17 protein-coding genes are annotated in these 14,994 nt (G+C 72.6%); 13 read left to right on the top strand and 4 right to left on the bottom strand.

All coding sequences use genetic code 11. The features are described 5' to 3' along the window. Positions 1–35: 35 nt before the first annotated feature. Positions 36–1,535: a chitinase gene (locus ACFYYN_RS05235; protein ID WP_500544719.1), complete on the bottom strand. Its 1,500-nt coding sequence runs from the start codon at positions 1,533–1,535 to the stop codon at positions 36–38. Positions 1,536–1,766: 231 nt separating this feature from the next. Between ACFYYN_RS05235 and ACFYYN_RS05230 the strand changes: the two genes are divergently transcribed. The 11 genes from ACFYYN_RS05230 to ACFYYN_RS05180 all read left to right on the top strand — a co-directional run bounded on the left by ACFYYN_RS05230 (position 1,767) and on the right by ACFYYN_RS05180 (position 10,821). Next, positions 1,767–2,660 (top strand): hypothetical protein, encoded by an 894-nt coding sequence (locus ACFYYN_RS05230; protein WP_500544718.1) that lies wholly within the window; start codon positions 1,767–1,769, stop codon positions 2,658–2,660. Between the two features lie 12 nt (positions 2,661–2,672). Continuing rightward, a complete protein-coding gene (gene cpaB, locus ACFYYN_RS05225; protein ID WP_500326788.1) occupies positions 2,673–3,386 on the top strand; it encodes a Flp pilus assembly protein CpaB in 714 nt (237 codons plus the stop codon). Continuing rightward, positions 3,383–4,948, top strand: coding sequence for a CpaE/TadZ family protein (locus ACFYYN_RS05220; protein WP_500544717.1), 1,566 nt, complete (start codon positions 3,383–3,385; stop codon positions 4,946–4,948). The genes cpaB and ACFYYN_RS05220 overlap by 4 nt, the downstream gene beginning before the upstream one ends. Beyond that, positions 4,945–5,334, top strand: a complete 390-nt coding sequence (locus ACFYYN_RS05215; RefSeq protein WP_499513692.1) for a TadE/TadG family type IV pilus assembly protein — start codon at positions 4,945–4,947, stop codon at positions 5,332–5,334. Before ACFYYN_RS05220 ends, ACFYYN_RS05215 begins: the two co-directional genes overlap by 4 nt. Then, positions 5,331–6,668, top strand: coding sequence for a TadA family conjugal transfer-associated ATPase (locus ACFYYN_RS05210; protein WP_500366749.1), 1,338 nt, complete (start codon positions 5,331–5,333; stop codon positions 6,666–6,668). The genes ACFYYN_RS05215 and ACFYYN_RS05210 overlap by 4 nt, the downstream gene beginning before the upstream one ends. Continuing rightward, the gene (locus tag ACFYYN_RS05205) at positions 6,665–7,603 is read left to right on the top strand and encodes a type II secretion system F family protein (RefSeq protein WP_499513694.1); all 939 of its coding nucleotides are present in this window, start codon (positions 6,665–6,667) and stop codon (positions 7,601–7,603) included. The genes ACFYYN_RS05210 and ACFYYN_RS05205 overlap by 4 nt, the downstream gene beginning before the upstream one ends. A gap of 19 nt (positions 7,604–7,622) precedes the next feature. Continuing rightward, positions 7,623–8,507, top strand: coding sequence for a DUF5936 domain-containing protein (locus ACFYYN_RS05200; protein ID WP_500544860.1), 885 nt, complete (start codon positions 7,623–7,625; stop codon positions 8,505–8,507). A 279-nt stretch (positions 8,508–8,786) separates the two neighbouring features. Further along, complete coding sequence (locus tag ACFYYN_RS05195) at positions 8,787–8,993, top strand: hypothetical protein (protein ID WP_500544716.1); 207 nt, start codon at positions 8,787–8,789, stop codon at positions 8,991–8,993. Further along, entirely contained in the window at positions 8,990–9,577 is a 588-nt protein-coding gene (locus tag ACFYYN_RS05190) for a pilus assembly protein TadG-related protein (protein WP_500544859.1), read from the top strand. Before ACFYYN_RS05195 ends, ACFYYN_RS05190 begins: the two co-directional genes overlap by 4 nt. A gap of 14 nt (positions 9,578–9,591) precedes the next feature. Continuing rightward, on the top strand, positions 9,592–10,164 hold the full coding sequence (locus tag ACFYYN_RS05185) for a hypothetical protein (RefSeq protein WP_500544715.1): 573 nt from the start codon (positions 9,592–9,594) through the stop codon (positions 10,162–10,164). 3 nt (positions 10,165–10,167) lie between these two features. Next, on the top strand, positions 10,168–10,821 hold the full coding sequence (locus ACFYYN_RS05180) for an OmpA family protein (protein ID WP_500544714.1): 654 nt from the start codon (positions 10,168–10,170) through the stop codon (positions 10,819–10,821). 323 nt (positions 10,822–11,144) lie between these two features. Here the strand turns inward: ACFYYN_RS05180 and ACFYYN_RS05175 are convergent, their stop codons facing one another. Then, complete coding sequence (locus ACFYYN_RS05175; protein ID WP_500544713.1) at positions 11,145–11,975, bottom strand: alpha/beta fold hydrolase; 831 nt, start codon at positions 11,973–11,975, stop codon at positions 11,145–11,147. Between the two features lie 160 nt (positions 11,976–12,135). Between ACFYYN_RS05175 and ACFYYN_RS05170 the strand changes: the two genes are divergently transcribed. After that, positions 12,136–12,633, top strand: coding sequence for a DUF3592 domain-containing protein (locus ACFYYN_RS05170; RefSeq protein ID WP_500544711.1), 498 nt, complete (start codon positions 12,136–12,138; stop codon positions 12,631–12,633). A gap of 43 nt (positions 12,634–12,676) precedes the next feature. Here ACFYYN_RS05170 and ACFYYN_RS05165 read toward each other — a convergent pair whose 3' ends face one another. Then, a complete protein-coding gene (locus tag ACFYYN_RS05165) occupies positions 12,677–13,069 on the bottom strand; it encodes a DUF192 domain-containing protein (protein WP_500544710.1) in 393 nt (130 codons plus the stop codon). Positions 13,070–13,116: 47 nt separating this feature from the next. Between ACFYYN_RS05165 and ACFYYN_RS05160 the strand changes: the two genes are divergently transcribed. Beyond that, positions 13,117–13,830, top strand: a complete 714-nt coding sequence (locus ACFYYN_RS05160) for a prepilin peptidase (protein WP_500544709.1) — start codon at positions 13,117–13,119, stop codon at positions 13,828–13,830. Positions 13,831–13,848: 18 nt separating this feature from the next. Here ACFYYN_RS05160 and mgrA read toward each other — a convergent pair whose 3' ends face one another. Further along, positions 13,849–14,889, bottom strand: coding sequence for an L-glyceraldehyde 3-phosphate reductase (gene mgrA, locus ACFYYN_RS05155; RefSeq protein WP_500544708.1), 1,041 nt, complete (start codon positions 14,887–14,889; stop codon positions 13,849–13,851). Positions 14,890–14,994: the final 105 nt, after the last annotated feature.

Below are 14,994 nucleotides of genomic sequence, written 5' to 3'. Positions count from 1 at the left end.
CCGGGGGCGCGGTGCGTCGGTGACGGTCCCGCCGGTTACGGCAGCCCGTGCACGTGCGGGCCGACGGTGCCCGAGAAGGCGTTGCCGTTGGTCGCGTCCCAGTTGGTGGACCAGGTCATCGCGCCGCGCAGCCCCGGCCAGGTGGTGGAGGGCTTGAAGGAACCGCAGTTGGTGCCCTTGGTCAGGCAGTCCAGGGCGTTGTTCACCACGGTCGGCGAGACGTAGCCGCTGCCCGCCGCCCGGGTCGACGCCGGCAGGCCGAGACCCACCTGCGAGGGGGCCAGACCGCTCTGCAGCTGGATGCAGGCCAGGGCGGTGATGAAGTCGACCGTGCCCTGCGAGTACACCTTGCCGTCGCAGCCGTTCATGGAACCGCTGTTGTAGTACTGGGTGTTGACGACGGTCAGGATGTCCCTGATGTTCAGGGCGGTCTGGAAGTAGCCGAAGGACGTCGACTGCATGTCGATGGTCTGCGGGGCCATCGTGATGACCAGCCCGGAGCCGGCCTTGGCCGACAGGGAGCGCAGCGCCTGCGTCATGTAGGTCGCGTTGATCCCGTTCTCCAGGTCGATGTCGACGCCGTCGAACCCGTACGTCTGCATCAGCGAGAAGACGCTGTTCGCGAAGTTGTTCGCCGAGGCGGAGTCGGTGACGCTGATCGTGCCGTTCTGGCCGCCGACGGAGACGATGACCTTCTTGCCGGCCGCCTTCTTCGCCGCGATGTCGGTCTTGAACTGGCTGACCGGGTAGTTCAGCGCCGGGTCGAGGGTGAAGGAGACCGCGCCGGGCGTGGTCGTGGCGTCGGCGAACGACACCGCGATGATGTCGTACTGGCTCGGGACCTGGGCGATGGTCTGGACGGTCGCGCCGTTGTTGAAGTTCTGCCAGTAGCCGGTGAGCACGTGCTTGGGCAGCGAGCCGCCGCCGGTGGGCGTCGGCGTCGGTGTGGGCGTCGGTGTGGGCGTGGGGGTGGGCGTCGGGTCGGTCGGCGTGGGGGTCGGGGTCGGCGTCCCCGTGCCGGGCGCGCCCAGCAGGCTCACGTCGTCCGCCAGGTACGCGGGCTGCGCGTACCAGCCGTGCAGGTAGACGGTGACCGAGGTGGTGCTCGCGCCCGTGGTGAAGCTGGTGGACAGCTGCTGGTACGAGGACGCGGACGGGGTCCAGACCGAGGCCTCCGTCATCCCGGTGCCGGTGGCGCCGAGGTAGACGTAGCTGCCCTGGACGAACGCGCTGAGCGTGTACGTGGAGTTGGGCCGGACGCTGATGGTCTGGGAGCAGCGGGAGTTGTCCGAGGAGGAGGGCGTGCCCTGGAGCGCCTTGGTACCGCCGTGCACGGGCGAGCCGACGGCCGCGCCGCTGGAGGCGGTGCAGGACCATCCGGACAGGCCGCTCTCGAACCCGCCGTTGGTCACGATGTTGGTGTCGGCGGCGTTCGCGCTGCCGGACGTGGCGACGAGTCCCGCCACCGCGAGGGCGGCGGCGCCGACGGCCGCCGCGGCTCTGAGGGCGGTGCTCCGCGGGCGTGCGTGTTCCACTACTGCCTCCTGGGGGCGAGGAGTTGGGCGGTTACGCGAGTGGCCACTCTTGTGTGGACGCAGTTTGGTCCAGACCAATGCGGGGGTCAATACCCTTGCCGTCGTGCGTAGACCGTCGTCCCGCGGGTACCACCGACTTCATCAACTGTTCGGCGACTTTCCGCACTGCTCCGGCTACGCAGGGATAAGCTCTCCGGGCAGGGACTGGGCGGGAGTTCCGGGAGGTCGTGGGTGTCGAGCGTCATAGCGGTCACGGCGGACGACCTCGCGCTCCCGCTGGAGCAGCACGTGACGCGCACCGCCGCCGCCCTGGAGGCCCACGGCCACCTCGTCGTGCTCGTCCCGGTTGAGCCCACCGACCCCTTGCGCCGCCGCGTCCACACCGTGCGCGCGGCCTTGGAGGCGGACCGGGTGGCGATCGTCCCGGTCGACCTGCCACCGCTGGCCGCCCTGCTCCTGGCCGAGCAACTGCGCCAGCTCGCCGCCACCGACCTCGGGCCCGGTGTGCTCGCCGGGGCCGCCCGGCTGCTGTCGCACTACCTCCACTCCGGCGCCCTGCTCGGTTCGGTGTCCCGGCTCGACCGGGTGGACGTGCCCGTCGGCGCCCACCTGAAGTCCCTGGTGCCCGGGCGCCACTTCGCCGTCCTCGCCCACCCCGAACCGCACCTGTCCGAGGCGCGCCCCGACGCCGTGCCGGCCGGGCCCGCGTTCCTCACCCAGCTCGCCGTCGCGCACGGCCACGGCATCGACGCCGGCTGGGTCACCGGGCCGCTGGCCCGCTCCTGGCGGAGCCAGCACGTACGGGAGGTGCCGCTGCCGGCGGATTCCGCGCGCTGGTGGGGGACCGGCAGGCTGGTCGAGTTCACCGCCTACATCGCCGACGTCGGCGTGCTCTACCAACTGGTCACCTCGGTCCGCCGGGACACCTGCGGCTGGTGCGGCCTGGCGGTCATCGGCGACCGCTGCCTGTTCTGCTCGGCCACGGTGGACGGGCAGCAGCGCATCCGGCCCCCGGAGCGGCCGCGCCAGGTCGTGCACTCGGGACCCCGCGCGCCCTCCCTGGCGCCCAGGGCGTCGCCCACCCCCCAGGTCTCCCCCCACCAGCAGTCGGCACTTGAGCGATAGGGCCCCACCTCTATGAACTCACGTCAGCGTCGCGGCGTCGTCCTCCTCGTGGTCTCCGCGCTGTGCGCGCTCGCCGCCTTCGCCGGTGTCGTCACCGTCATCGGGGACGCCCGCTCCCAGGTCGGGCCGAAGGTGACCGCGTACCGGCTGGCCGCGGACGTGCCCGCGTACGAGGCGGTCGGCCGCGCCCAACTGCGGGAGGTCCGGATGCCCGAGCGCTGGCTGCCCGTCACCGCCGTCCGCGACGTCGGCCAGCTCGACGGCAAGATAGCCGCCGTCCCCCTGCACCGCGGCTCCCTGCTGCAGACGGACATGGTCGCCGAGCGGCCCGCGCTGCGGGCCGGGCAGATGGAGATCGCGATCATGATCGACGCGGAGACCGGCGTCGCCGGGAAGATCACCCCAGGGGCGAGGGTCAACATCTTCGCCACCTTCGCCCCGCGCAGGGACACCGACCCCGAGGTCTCGAAGATCATCGTCGCGGGCGCCCGGGTCATCGACGTCGGCCAGATCAAGGCCTTCGACACCGGCGGCGACAACCGCCGGGTCAGCAGCCAGGGAGTCCCCATCACCTTCGCCCTCGGCGCCGCCGACGCCCAGCGGGTCGCCTTCGCCGAGTCCTTCGCCCGGCACGTACGCCTCGCCCTCGTCGCCCCGGGGGACGCGACCGCCCCCTCCGAACGGGACCGCACCTACACCCTCGCCGGTGACGGAGCCGCCTCGTGACCGGCGTCCGCATCCTGTCGGGCACCCCCGACCCCGACACCGCCCGCGCCCTGACCGGGGTCCTCCACCAGCTGCCCGGAGCCGAACCAGGGCCCGCGCTGCCGGACTCCACCACACTGCTGGACGTCCTCGCCCGCGCCGCCGGGACCGGGGTCGACGAACTGCCCGAGGTCGTCGTCGTCCACGACCGCATCACCCCGGTGCCCGCCCTCGAGGTCATCCGCGAGATCGCGCTGCGCTTCCCCGCGGTCGGCGTCATCCTGCTCACCGCCGACCCGAGCCCGGCCGTCCTGTCCGGCGCCATGGACGCCGGCGCGCGCGGTGTCGCCGGGGTGCCCCTGTCGTACGACGAACTCGGCGCCCGCGTCGAGGCGGCGGCCGCCTGGGCGGCCGGCGTACGGCGCCACCTCAGCCCCCAGCAGCCCGCGCTGCCCGCCGTCCCCGGGGGCAGGCTGGTCGCCGTGGCCGGAGCCAAGGGCGGGGTCGGCACCACCGTCGTCGCCGTCCAGCTCGCCCTCGCCGCGCAGGCCGCCGGCAAGTCCACCGCCCTGGTCGACCTCGACCTCCAGGGCGGCGACATCGCCTCCTACCTCGACGTCCAGTTCCGCCGCTCCGTCGCCGACCTCGCGGACATCGCCGACGTGACCACCCGCGTACTGCAGGACGCCATGTACGTCCACGAGTCCGGGCCCGCGCTGCTGCTCGCCCCCGGCGAGGGCGAACGCGGCGAGGAGGTCACCGACCGTGCCGCCCGGCACGTGCTGCACGCCCTCCGGCAGCGGTACGAGGTCGTGGTCGTCGACTGCGGCACCCAGATGACCGGCGCCAACGCGGTCGCCGTCGAGACCGCGGACACCGCCCTGCTGGTGACCACGCCCGACGTGGTCGCCGTGCGCGCCGCCAAGCGCATGGTGCGCATGTGGGACCGGCTGCAGATCCGCAAGCCCCAGGACGTCGTCGCCACCGTCAACCGGTACACCCGGGGCAGCGAGATCCAGCCCTCGCTGATCGCCCGCATCACCGGCACCCGCATCGCCTCCGCCGTGGTCCCCGCCGCCTTCCGGGAACTGCAGGCGGTCGTGGACGCCGGACGGCTCCAGGACCTCGACAACCGCTCCACCGTCAAGCAGGGCGTGTGGACGCTCGCGGCGGAGATCGGCGTCTGCGGGCCCGGGCACGCGGTGCCGCCCCGCAGGAGCCGCCGCGGCCGCGCCGAACAGGGCCAGGTCACCCTGGAGACGCTGGGCATGACACCGCTGATCCTGCTGGTGCTCGTCCTGGTCTGGCAGGCGGTGCTGACCGGGTACACCTTCACCCTCGCCGGCCACGCCGCCGACCAGGCCGCCCGCGCGGCGGCGGTGGGGAAGGACGCCCAGGCGGCAGCGGCCGACGACCTGCCCGGCGCGTGGCAGATCGAGGACTTCGGCACCACGCACACCGACGGCATGGTCGGGGTCACGGTGGGCCTGCGGGTCCCGGTCCTCTTCCCGGGCGCGATCGACTTCCCGCTGACCGTCCACGGCCACGCCTCGGCCGTCGACGAAGAGGCGGGCACACCGTGACGGCCCGGACCCGCCGCCGGCGCGACCGGGGCAGCGCCTCCCTGGAGTTCCTGGGGATGCTGCCGATCCTGCTGCTGATCGCCCTCGCGGGCGTGCAGCTGGGCCTCGCCGCCTACACCGCGGCCCAGGCCGGCACGGCCGCCCGCGCCGCCGCGCGCATGGCCGCGCTGCACGACCCTCCCGTGAGCGGCCCCGTCGCGGGCACGGAGGCGGTGAGCTCCTGGCTGCAGGACGGTACGCAGGTCAGCACCACCGGCGACACGGGGGACTCCGTGCAGGCGACGGCGACCGTGGAGATCCCGTCGGTGCTCCCGGGCCTCAGCCCGGGCTCCGTCACCCGGACCGCCACGATGCCCAGGGAGGACGACGAGGGGGCCGACGAATGAGCCTGCGCGACCGTATCGCCGCGAACGAGGACACCGCCCCGCAGACGCAGGAGGGCCACCTCGTCGCCGTCTACCGGGCCAAGCTCCTCCAGGAGATCGACCTCGCCGAGATGTCGGCGCTCGCCGCCGCCGAGCGCCGGGTGCGCCTGGAACGCGTCCTCGGCCACATCATCAGCCGCGAGGGACCGGTGCTCTCCACCAAGGAGCGCACCGGCATCATCCGCCGGGTCGTGGACGAGGCCCTGGGCCTGGGCATCCTCGAACCGCTGCTGGAGGACGCCTCCATCACCGAGATCATGGTCAACGGCCCGGACCGCATCTACATCGAGCGGGCCGGCCGGGTGGAGCCCGTCGCCGCCCGGTTCAGCAGCCCCGAGCAACTCCTGCAGACCATCGAGCGGATCGTGTCGACCGTCAACCGCCGGGTGGACGAGTCGAATCCGATGGTGGACGCCCGGCTGCCCTCCGGCGAGCGCGTCAACGTCATCATCCCGCCGCTGTCGCTGACCGGCCCGGTCCTCACCATCCGCCGCTTCCCCCGCGCGTACGCCCTGCACGAGCTGATCGGCCTCGGCACCCTCGACGAGCACATGCTGATGCTGCTCTCCGCCCTCGTGCGGGCCAAGTTCAACATCATCGTCAGCGGCGGCACCGGCTCGGGCAAGACCACCCTGCTCAACTCGCTGTCCGGGCTCATCCCGGACGGCGAGCGGATCATCACCGTCGAGGACGCCGCCGAACTCCAGCTCCAGCAGGAGCACGTCGTACGCCTGGAGAGCCGGCCGCCCAACGTCGAGGGCCAGGGCCGGATCACCATCCGCGACCTCGTGCGGAACTCGCTGCGCATGCGCCCCGACCGGATCATCGTCGGTGAGGTCCGCGGCGGCGAGACCCTCGACATGCTGCAGGCCATGTCCACCGGCCACGACGGTTCGCTGGCCACGGTGCACGCCAACTCGGCCGAGGACGCGGTGCTCAGGCTGCAGACGCTGGCCTCGATGTCGGAGGTGAAGATCCCCTTCGAGGCGCTCCGCGACCAGATCAACAGCGCCGTCGACGTCATCGTCCAGCTGCGCCGCGACGTCGACGGCACCCGCCGGATCGCCGAGATCGCCGTGCTGTCCTCACGGGGACGCGACACCTTCCGGCTGACCACCGCGACCCGTTTCCGCGCCGAGCCGATGGGGCCCGACCGGATCGTGCGGGGCTGGTTCCACCATCAGCCCGTACCGCGTCAACTGGCCGAACGCTTCCACCTGGCGGGCGAGTCCGTGCCGGCGGCCTTCGGGGTCGGCGAGACCGAGCTGGAGCTGTCGAGCAGGGAGGCGAAGTGAACACGCCAACGATGGCCCTGGCCGTGCTCGGGGTGACCGGCCTCGCGCTGGTGCTGGGCGTCTGGGGCCTGCACGCCTGGAGCGGCGGGCGCGCCGACCGCGCCGCGCTCGTGGACCGGCTGGCCGACGTCCCGGCCGCGGAACGGCGCGCCGTGCCCTTCGCCGGGCTGGACCTGCGGGTCCGGCGCACCGCCTGGGGCCGCCGGCTGGCCGCGCGGCTCGCCGCCACCGGCACCGACCTGACGCCCGGGCAGTTCACCGCGGCCGCCCTCGCGGTCGTCGGCGGCGCCTGGCTGGTCGCCGACATCGTGCTGGCCCCCTTCTTCGGACCGATCGCCGCGCTCCTGGCGGCCTGGGCGGTCAGCTCCTTCCTCGGCTGGCGACGACGGGTGCGCACCGAGCGCTTCATCGCCCAGCTGCCCGAACTCGCCCGTGTCCTGGCCAACGCCACGCAGGCCGGGCTCGCCCTGCGGACCGCCGTCGGCATGGCGGCGGAGGAACTGGAGGCCCCGGCGGGTGAGGAACTGCGGAAGGTCGCCGACGCCATGACGCTCGGGCACTCCATCGAGGACGCCATGGCCGAACTGCAGGAGCGGCTGCCCAGCCGGGAACTGGTGGTGCTGGTCTCCACGCTCGTCCTGTCGGCCCGGGCCGGCGGCTCGGTGGTGGAGTCGCTGCGGAACCTGACGGTGACCCTGGAGGAGCGCAAGGAGACCCGGCGCGAGATCCGTACCCAGATGTCGCAGGTCACGGTCACCGCGTACGCCGTTCCGGTCATCGGCGTCGGCTCGCTGCTGCTGCTCGACCGGATCATGCCGGGCTCGCTGAGCGCGATGACCGGCTCCGGGGCCGGACGGATCGCCGTGCTCGTGGCGCTCGGCCTGTACGTCGTCGGCTTCGCGCTCATCCGCCGCATGTCGCGGATCGACGTGTGAGGGGGGCGGGGGACCTGTGATCACCGTCGTGCTGGCCGCCGTCGCCGCCCTGGGAGTGGTGGGCGTCTGCTACGGCATCGGCCTCTACCGTTCCGAGGTCAAGCTGCCCAGCGACCTCCAACTGGCTCTGGAGGTGGGCCGGACCCGCACCACCAAGGTCGGCAACGCCGTCGACCGCCTCGGGATGCGCTGGGCGCCCCTGGTGCTGCGCCTCATGGGCCCCGTCCGGGTCAACCGGATCCGCACCCGCATCGACCACGCGGGCCACCCCTACGGCCTCACCGTCGACCGCTACGCCGCCCGCCGCGCCGTCTACGGCGCCCTCGGCGGCCTCGCGGCCCTGGTGCTCCTGCGGGCGGGCCACTGGTTCGCCGCCCTCCTGATGGTCGCCTACGGCCTGGGCTGGACCGACCTCGGCATCCGGCTCGCCATCCGCAGGCGCCGCGACGAGATCGAGCGCACGCTCCCGGACTTCCTCGACGTCCTCGCGGTGGTGGTGAGCGCCGGCCTCGGCTTCCGCCAGGCCCTCGAACGCGTCGCCTCCGTCTACAAGGGCCCCTGGAGCGACGAGATCCGGATCGCCCTGCGCCAGATGGACGTCGGCGTCAGCCGCCGTGACGCCTTCGACCAGCTGCGCAGGCGCAACGGCAGCGAGCAGGTCGGGCAGTTCGTCACGGCCCTGCAGCAGGGCGAGGAACTGGGCGCGCCCATCGCCCGCACGCTGCTCCAGATCGCCACGGACATGCGGCGCACCGAGGCCCAGAACGCCCGCCGCCGCGCGGCCCGCACCGTGCCGCGCGCGACGGGTGTGATCACCACGCTCCTCGTCCCCGCGACGATGATCCTGCTGATGACGGGCACGATCCTCGGGTCGCGCATCAACTTCGGTGACCTGCTGGGGTGATGGGGGTGACAGGGTTGTGAACGCATGTTCGGTTCGGGTGGTGGGTAGTGACCGGAGCCGCCATATTGGGTGCGGAGCCCACGGTCGCGGTGTACATTTGCAGCCGCAACCACATTTGCACCTGCAATCAGGCACGGATCGCGGCGGGTTGACCCGATGGGAGGCGGTGCGCCGTGGACCTCACCGGCACCGCAGCCGCCCGCGACGATAGCCAGACCCCGGCCGACGCAAGGGGCGCGGCCGGCGCACGTCACGTGACTACGGTTTGGGGCACGGAAGATGAGCAGGTGGGTTGTGAAACGACTGACCGCGCTGCGCACGCGCATGCGCGTCCGCGACGACTCGGGGCAGACGTCGTTCGAGTACCTGGGCATCGCGGTGGTGATCGCGGTCATCATCGGTGTGCTGGCCGGGACGACGAGCATCGGCCAGGCCGTGCTCAACGGGATTCTCGAAAAGATCGCGGACATCGTCGGCGCAGGCTGAGCGGACGAACCGACGGTGACGCGGGACAGACCGTCGGTATTTACATCGTGGCGGTGGGTGCGCTGTTCTTCCTGGCGTTCGCGTTCTTCGCCGTCGGGCAGGCCTCTTCGGTGAGGAACACTGCGCAGACCGCGGCCGACGCCTCGGCCCTCGCGGCCGCGCGGGAGGTTCGCGACAGCATCAGGGAGGCGTTCCTCGACGCACTGGAAGCGGGAGACCTGGAACGCCTGGCGGACCTGCTGGCCCTGGACGGGATGACCGCCGAGGGCGCCTGTGGTGCGGCCGCGGATTACGCGGGGCAGAACAAAGCAGTCGTCGACGAGTGCGACGTGGGCGGGCCGGGTGGTGCCACGGTGGCCCTCCATACTTCCGGCACCGTTGGCAAGTCCGTCGTTCCCGGCACCGAATCGATGCACGCGCGCGCCACAGCGACCGCGATCGTCGAGAGCCGCTGCAGCGTCGATGACAAGGACGGCGACACGATCACGTTCGCCTGCGACGGTGATCGGCTCACGGTGGACCCGGCGGCCGACGATTTCGATCTGAACCTGGCGGAGTTCTACTCCGTCCATCTCAGCGAGTGAGGAACGGGGGACCGATGCACATCCAGAAGCAGGGCCTGGCCGCAATCGTCGCCGTGGTCCTCGCCGCGGCACTGTCAGGGTGCGGCGGCGGTGACGGCGACGACAAGACGGCGGCCACGCCGTCCGCGAAGACGAGCGCGCCAGGCGGTTCGGACAAGTCGAGCGCCGCGCCTTCGGACGAGCCGACCCAAATCCTGGCCCAGATGAAGGGTGAGAAAGGCGTCACGGTCACCCTGAACGAAGCAACTCGGGACTCGGGTGGATTCGTCACCGTCAAGGGCTCGCTCACCAACAACGGGGACTCGCCGTTCAATGCCACGTACTGGACGGGTCCGGAGACCGCGGTACAACGCTCCGGCCCCTCCGTCGCCGGTGCCGTCTTGGTCGATTCGGTCGGCAAGAAGCGCTACTACGTGCTCCGGGACACCGAGGGCAAGTGCCTGTGCACGATGGGCCTCACCCTGATCAAGCCGGGCGAGACCCGGCCCCTCTTCGCGCAATTCCCGGCGCCGCCGGAAGGCACCACCGAGGTGGAGTTCCAGCTGCCGACGATGCCCCCGGCCAAGATCACGATCGCGGAGGGGTGAGCCGTGCCCCGTCCCCGTCCGCATCCCCGTCCCGGTGTCGCGGCCGTGCTCGGCCTCGCGCTCGTGCTCACTCCGCTCACCGCCGCGAGCGCGCGGGCGGACGACGACCCGACGGCGCAGCCCACCCCGTCCGCGCCCACGAAGGTGGACGCGGCCGACCCGGACCTGCAACTGCCCGAGGGGGCGACGCTGGCACCGCCCAAGGTGCTGGACATCGTCTCCGTGTCGGACGCGTCGTCCTCCGAGGACGCCTCGGCCGACGACGGCGAGGAGCGGCACGAGGAGTCGAACTCCTCGGTCACCTACGCCCTTCAGGCGGACGTCCTGTTCGGCAGGGACAGCGCCAAGCTGAACGCGACGGCCACCGCTCGGATCAAGGCCATCGCGTCCGACATCGATGCCAAGGACGTCACCCAGCCGATCCGTGTGTTCGGCTTCACGGACGACCTGGGCTCGTACGAGCACGGCAAGGTGCTGTCCAAGAAGCGGGCCGACGCCGTCTACAAGATCCTGGCGGAGGAGCTCGGTTCGCTCGGCAACTCCGTCCACTCGTTCCAGGTGCGCGGGTACAGCGAGGACTACCCCATCGCCGACAACTCCACCGAGACGGGCCGCAAGCAGAACCGCCGCGTGGAGATCACGTTCCGTCCGTCGTAGCGTCGCGGGCCGCCGGTCAACCGAACGGCTCACCCACGTGGGTAAGGCGCGGCGACAGAGCCCTTAAATTCCGGGCCAAAGGTCCGGTGCTTTCCGTGACGGAGCGTATGCGGTGCGGATGTGGCGTGGGCGGACGAGTCGCCGCATTCACGGCCATTCGGTCTAATCGCCCGGCGATCGAGCCACTTCTTCGAGGGAACCTTCACATCTCCCTCATGACCTTGGACCTGGAGAGCGGTTCCGGCGCGGTACCTTGGAATCCCCCCCTCGGGCCGGTCCGCTCTCCCCCCCTGCGGACCGGCCCGTCTTCTTTCCCCCGCGTCTCACTCCGTCAGGAACGGCCGCACGCACGCCAGGAACAGGTCCGGCCGCTCGTTGTACGCCTCGTGCGCCGTGGGCAGGGTCGCGAACGTGGCGCCGGGCGGCAGCGAACGGCGGGCCCGGCGACCGTCGGTGAGCACGGGGAGCAGCGGATCGCGGCGGCCCCAGAGCAGCAGGACGGGCGGGACGATCCCCGGCAGGACGCCGCTCAGCCCGAATCCGGGCGCGGCGAAGGCGCGCCACAGGGCGCAGTGCACCGCGAGCCGGCCGGCGTCGGCACGGACGCCACGGGCGCGTTCGTACGTCGCGCGGGCGCTGCTCGTACGGAGCCGGCCCAGGTAGGCACGGGCCAGCGGGGCGATGAGGCGCGCGGCGCTGGACGGACGTCCCATCACGGCTCGGCAGAACCAGCGGGTCACCGGGGTGAGCCGGGTGAAACCGGCCGGGTCGACCAGGACGAGCCCGGCCACCTGCGCCGGGCGGCGCTCGGCCAGCCGTACGGCGGCCCAGCCGCCCACGCTGTTGCCGACGACGTAGACGCGCGGCGCGCCGCCCCGCGCGATGGCGTCGAGGGCGCGCTCGGCCACGTCCGCGAGTCCATCGGGGGTGACGGAGTGCGGGGCGGCGGCGGTGGAGCGGCCGTAGCCGGGCCAGTCGAGGGCGAAGACCTCGCGTTCCGCGGCGAGTCCGGCCGCGACGGCTCCGTAGTCCCGGCTGTCGCCGGGGTTGGCGTGCAGCAGCAGCACGGGCGTGCGCGGGGTGCCGGTGGCCGGGGTGCCGAGGCGGTGCAGGGCGACGTCGCCCAGCGGGGTGGCGAGCACGGTGTGGCCCATGACGGGAGCGTAGTGCCGGTGCGGCACCGCCAACGCTTCCTTCCCTGCGCCCGGTTGGGTGAGTTTCGGCACCCACCCCGGCGGGAACCGACCGGGCGCGCCGGGTGTCTCCGTACGACAACGGGGGCGGTCGCCCCCGGCGCGACGACGGGGGATGTCGATGGAAGCCGCGATACCGGTGCTCTTTGTTGTGATGGCCGTACTGATCACGCTCGTGCCGCTGGTGGTCGCGGTACGCGCGGGCCGTCGCGTGCTGTGGATACGGCGGGCCGTGCACGGCGGGCTCCGCGCCGAGGGGCGCTGTGTGCGGGTCTACACGACCGTGGGCTCGACGGGTGAGGGCCCGACCCACTCGCGGCAGCACTTCGTCTTCGAGTTCCGGACCGCCGACGGGCGCGACGTGCGCTTCGAGGACCCGGGGGCGCCGGGCACGACGATCGAGGGCGACCACCTGACGGTCGCCTACGTCCCCGAGGCACCCGAGCACGCGCTGGTCGTCCCGGCCGGCTACCGGGTGCCGTACGGGCAACTGGCGCTGACGCTGGTCTTCCTGGGGATCTTCCTGGTCGCGGGGATCCTGTTCCTCGTCATCGGCGCGCAGTCCCCCGGCTTCCCCGGCTTCTCCGGCTCCGCGGACTTCGGCGGCGGTGGGTTCTAGAAGGCCGCCACGGCCGCCCGCAGCGGACGGGACGCGGCAGGGGTCACGCCTGCGCCTCCACCGTCACCGCCGCCCCCGGCACCAGGCCCCACGCCGCCATCGCGCCGGCCTCCGCCTCCAGCACGTGACGGGCCCGCAGCCGCGGGCGGCCCATCCGGCCGGGCGGCATGGTGCGGACGGCGAGGACCCGCAGGCGGCGGTCGAGGTAGGCGACGTCGATGGCGAAGCGCATGCCCAGGGTGTGCACGCTCGCGGCGGGCGTGAGCAGCAGCGCCCCGCTGATCCCGGTTCGGCCCAGCAGCCCCCGGGTGCGGGCCCGGTAGGAGGCAGCGATCTCCAGCGGTATCCCCGCGCCGTCCGGCGTCCCCGCGCCGTCCGTGCCGTGGCCGCCGGTGAGGTGCAGCAGCCCGGTCCCGTCGCGCCGGCGGTCACCCATGCGGCTCACGTCCCTTCGCGTGGTGCGCCCGTGTACGGTCGGGCCCGATGCATGTCTATCCGATCGCCGCGGCCGTCGTGTGGGGAACCGTCGTGGGGCTCGCCCTGCCGCGTCCGGCGTACCGGCTGTCCGTCGCCCCCGAGCAGCCCTGGCGGGCCCGGTGCCCGGCGGACGTGCCCTACCCGGCCGGCCGGCGCGGCTGGTGGGGGCCGGTGCGCAACGCCGGGAAGCCGGCCGCCGGATGGCGCTACGCCCTGGTGACCGCCGTGGTCAGCGCGGCCGTCGCGGCGGGCACCGGGCCGCGCCCCGAACTGACGGTGTGGCTGCTGCTCGTCCCGCTCGGAGTGCTGCTGGCCCGCGTCGACCTGACGGTGCTGCGGCTCCCGGACGTGCTGACGCTGCCCGCCGCCACGGGGACGGCGGCTCTGCTGGGGGCGGCCGCGCTGTTCCCGGGCCATGAGGGCTCGTGGCCCCGGGCGCTGCTGGGGGCGGCCGTGCTGGGGCTGTTCTACCTCGTGCTGCACCTGGTCAACCCGGACGGCATGGGCTTCGGCGACGTCAAGCTCGCCCCGACCGCGGGCATGGTCCTCGCCTGGTACGGGTGGGGGACGCTCGCCGCCGGCACCTTCGCAGCCTTCGCGCTGGGCGCGGTCACGGGCCTGGTGCTGCTGGCGGCCCGCCGCGCCGAGCGCCGTACGCCGCTGCCCTTCGGTCCGTTCATCCTGGCCGGCGCCCTGGCCGGACCGCTGCTGCCGTCCTGACCAGGGCGCCCGCCGACCTCACGCGTCGCTGCTGCGGGACCAGAGGTTGACGCCCGACTCGAGGGCGAACTCGTCGATCTCGGCGAGATCCTCGGCCGTCAGCGGGGCGGCACCCACCGCCGCGACGTTGGCCTCCAGTTGGGCGACGCTCGACGCCCCGATGAGCGCCGAGGTGATCCGCTTGTCGCGCAGCACCCAGCTCAGCGCGAGCTGCGCCAGCGACTGACCGCGCCGGGCGGCGATGCCGTTGAGGCCGCGCAGCCGCCGTACGACCTCGTCGGTGATCAGGGTGGGGTCGAGGGACTTGCCCTGGGCGGCCCGGGAACCCTCGGGGATGCCGTTGAGGTACTTGTCCGTCAGCAGGCCCTGGGCCAGGGGGACGAAGGGGATGCAGCCCATGCCCTCCTCGTCCAGGACGTCCAGGAGACCGTCGTCCTCGACCCAGCGGTTGATCATGGAGTACGAGGGCTGGTGGATCAGCGCCGGGACGCCCATCTGGCGCAGCAGCGCGGCGGCCTCACGGGTGCGCTGCGCGCTGTAGGAGGAGATGCCGACGTAGAGCGCCTTGCCCTGCTGGACGGCGGACGCGAGGGCGCCCATCGTCTCCTCCAGCGGCGTTTCGGGGTCGAAGCGGTGCGAGTAGAAGATGTCGACGTAGTCCAGGCCCATCCGGTCCAGGGACTGGTCCAGCGAGGAGAGCAGGTACTTCCGGCTGCCCCACTCGCCGTACGGGCCGGGCCACATGTCGTACCCCGCCTTGGTCGAGATGACCAGTTCGTCGCGGTAGGGCCGGAAGTCCTGGGCGAGGATGGTCCCGAAGTTGCTCTCGGCGGAGCCGTAGGGCGGGCCGTAGTTGTTGGCCAGGTCGAAGTGCGTGACGCCGAGGTCGAAGGCGCGGCGCAGGATGGCGCGCTGCGAGTCGAGCGTGCGGTCGTCGCCGAAGTTGTGCCAGAGCCCGAGGGAGATCTCGGGGAGCTTGAGGCCGCTGCGGCCGGTACGGCGGTACGCCATCGCGTCGTAGCGCTCGTCGGCGGCGCGGTAGAGAGAACGAATATCCACAGAAGCGGTCCTATCACGACGGTGGTCCACAGCCCCGCACCCGGTTCGGCGGCCCGAGGGGAGGCGCAGTAGGGTGGCGAAGGGGTGACGACCGCAGGAGGGGCC

Source organism: Streptomyces sp. NPDC001902, assembly GCF_042891295.1.
Lineage (GTDB): Bacteria > Actinomycetota > Actinomycetes > Streptomycetales > Streptomycetaceae > Actinacidiphila.
Note: the sequence above shows the minus strand (reverse complement) of the source record. Positions and strands in the feature narration are given on the sequence as shown.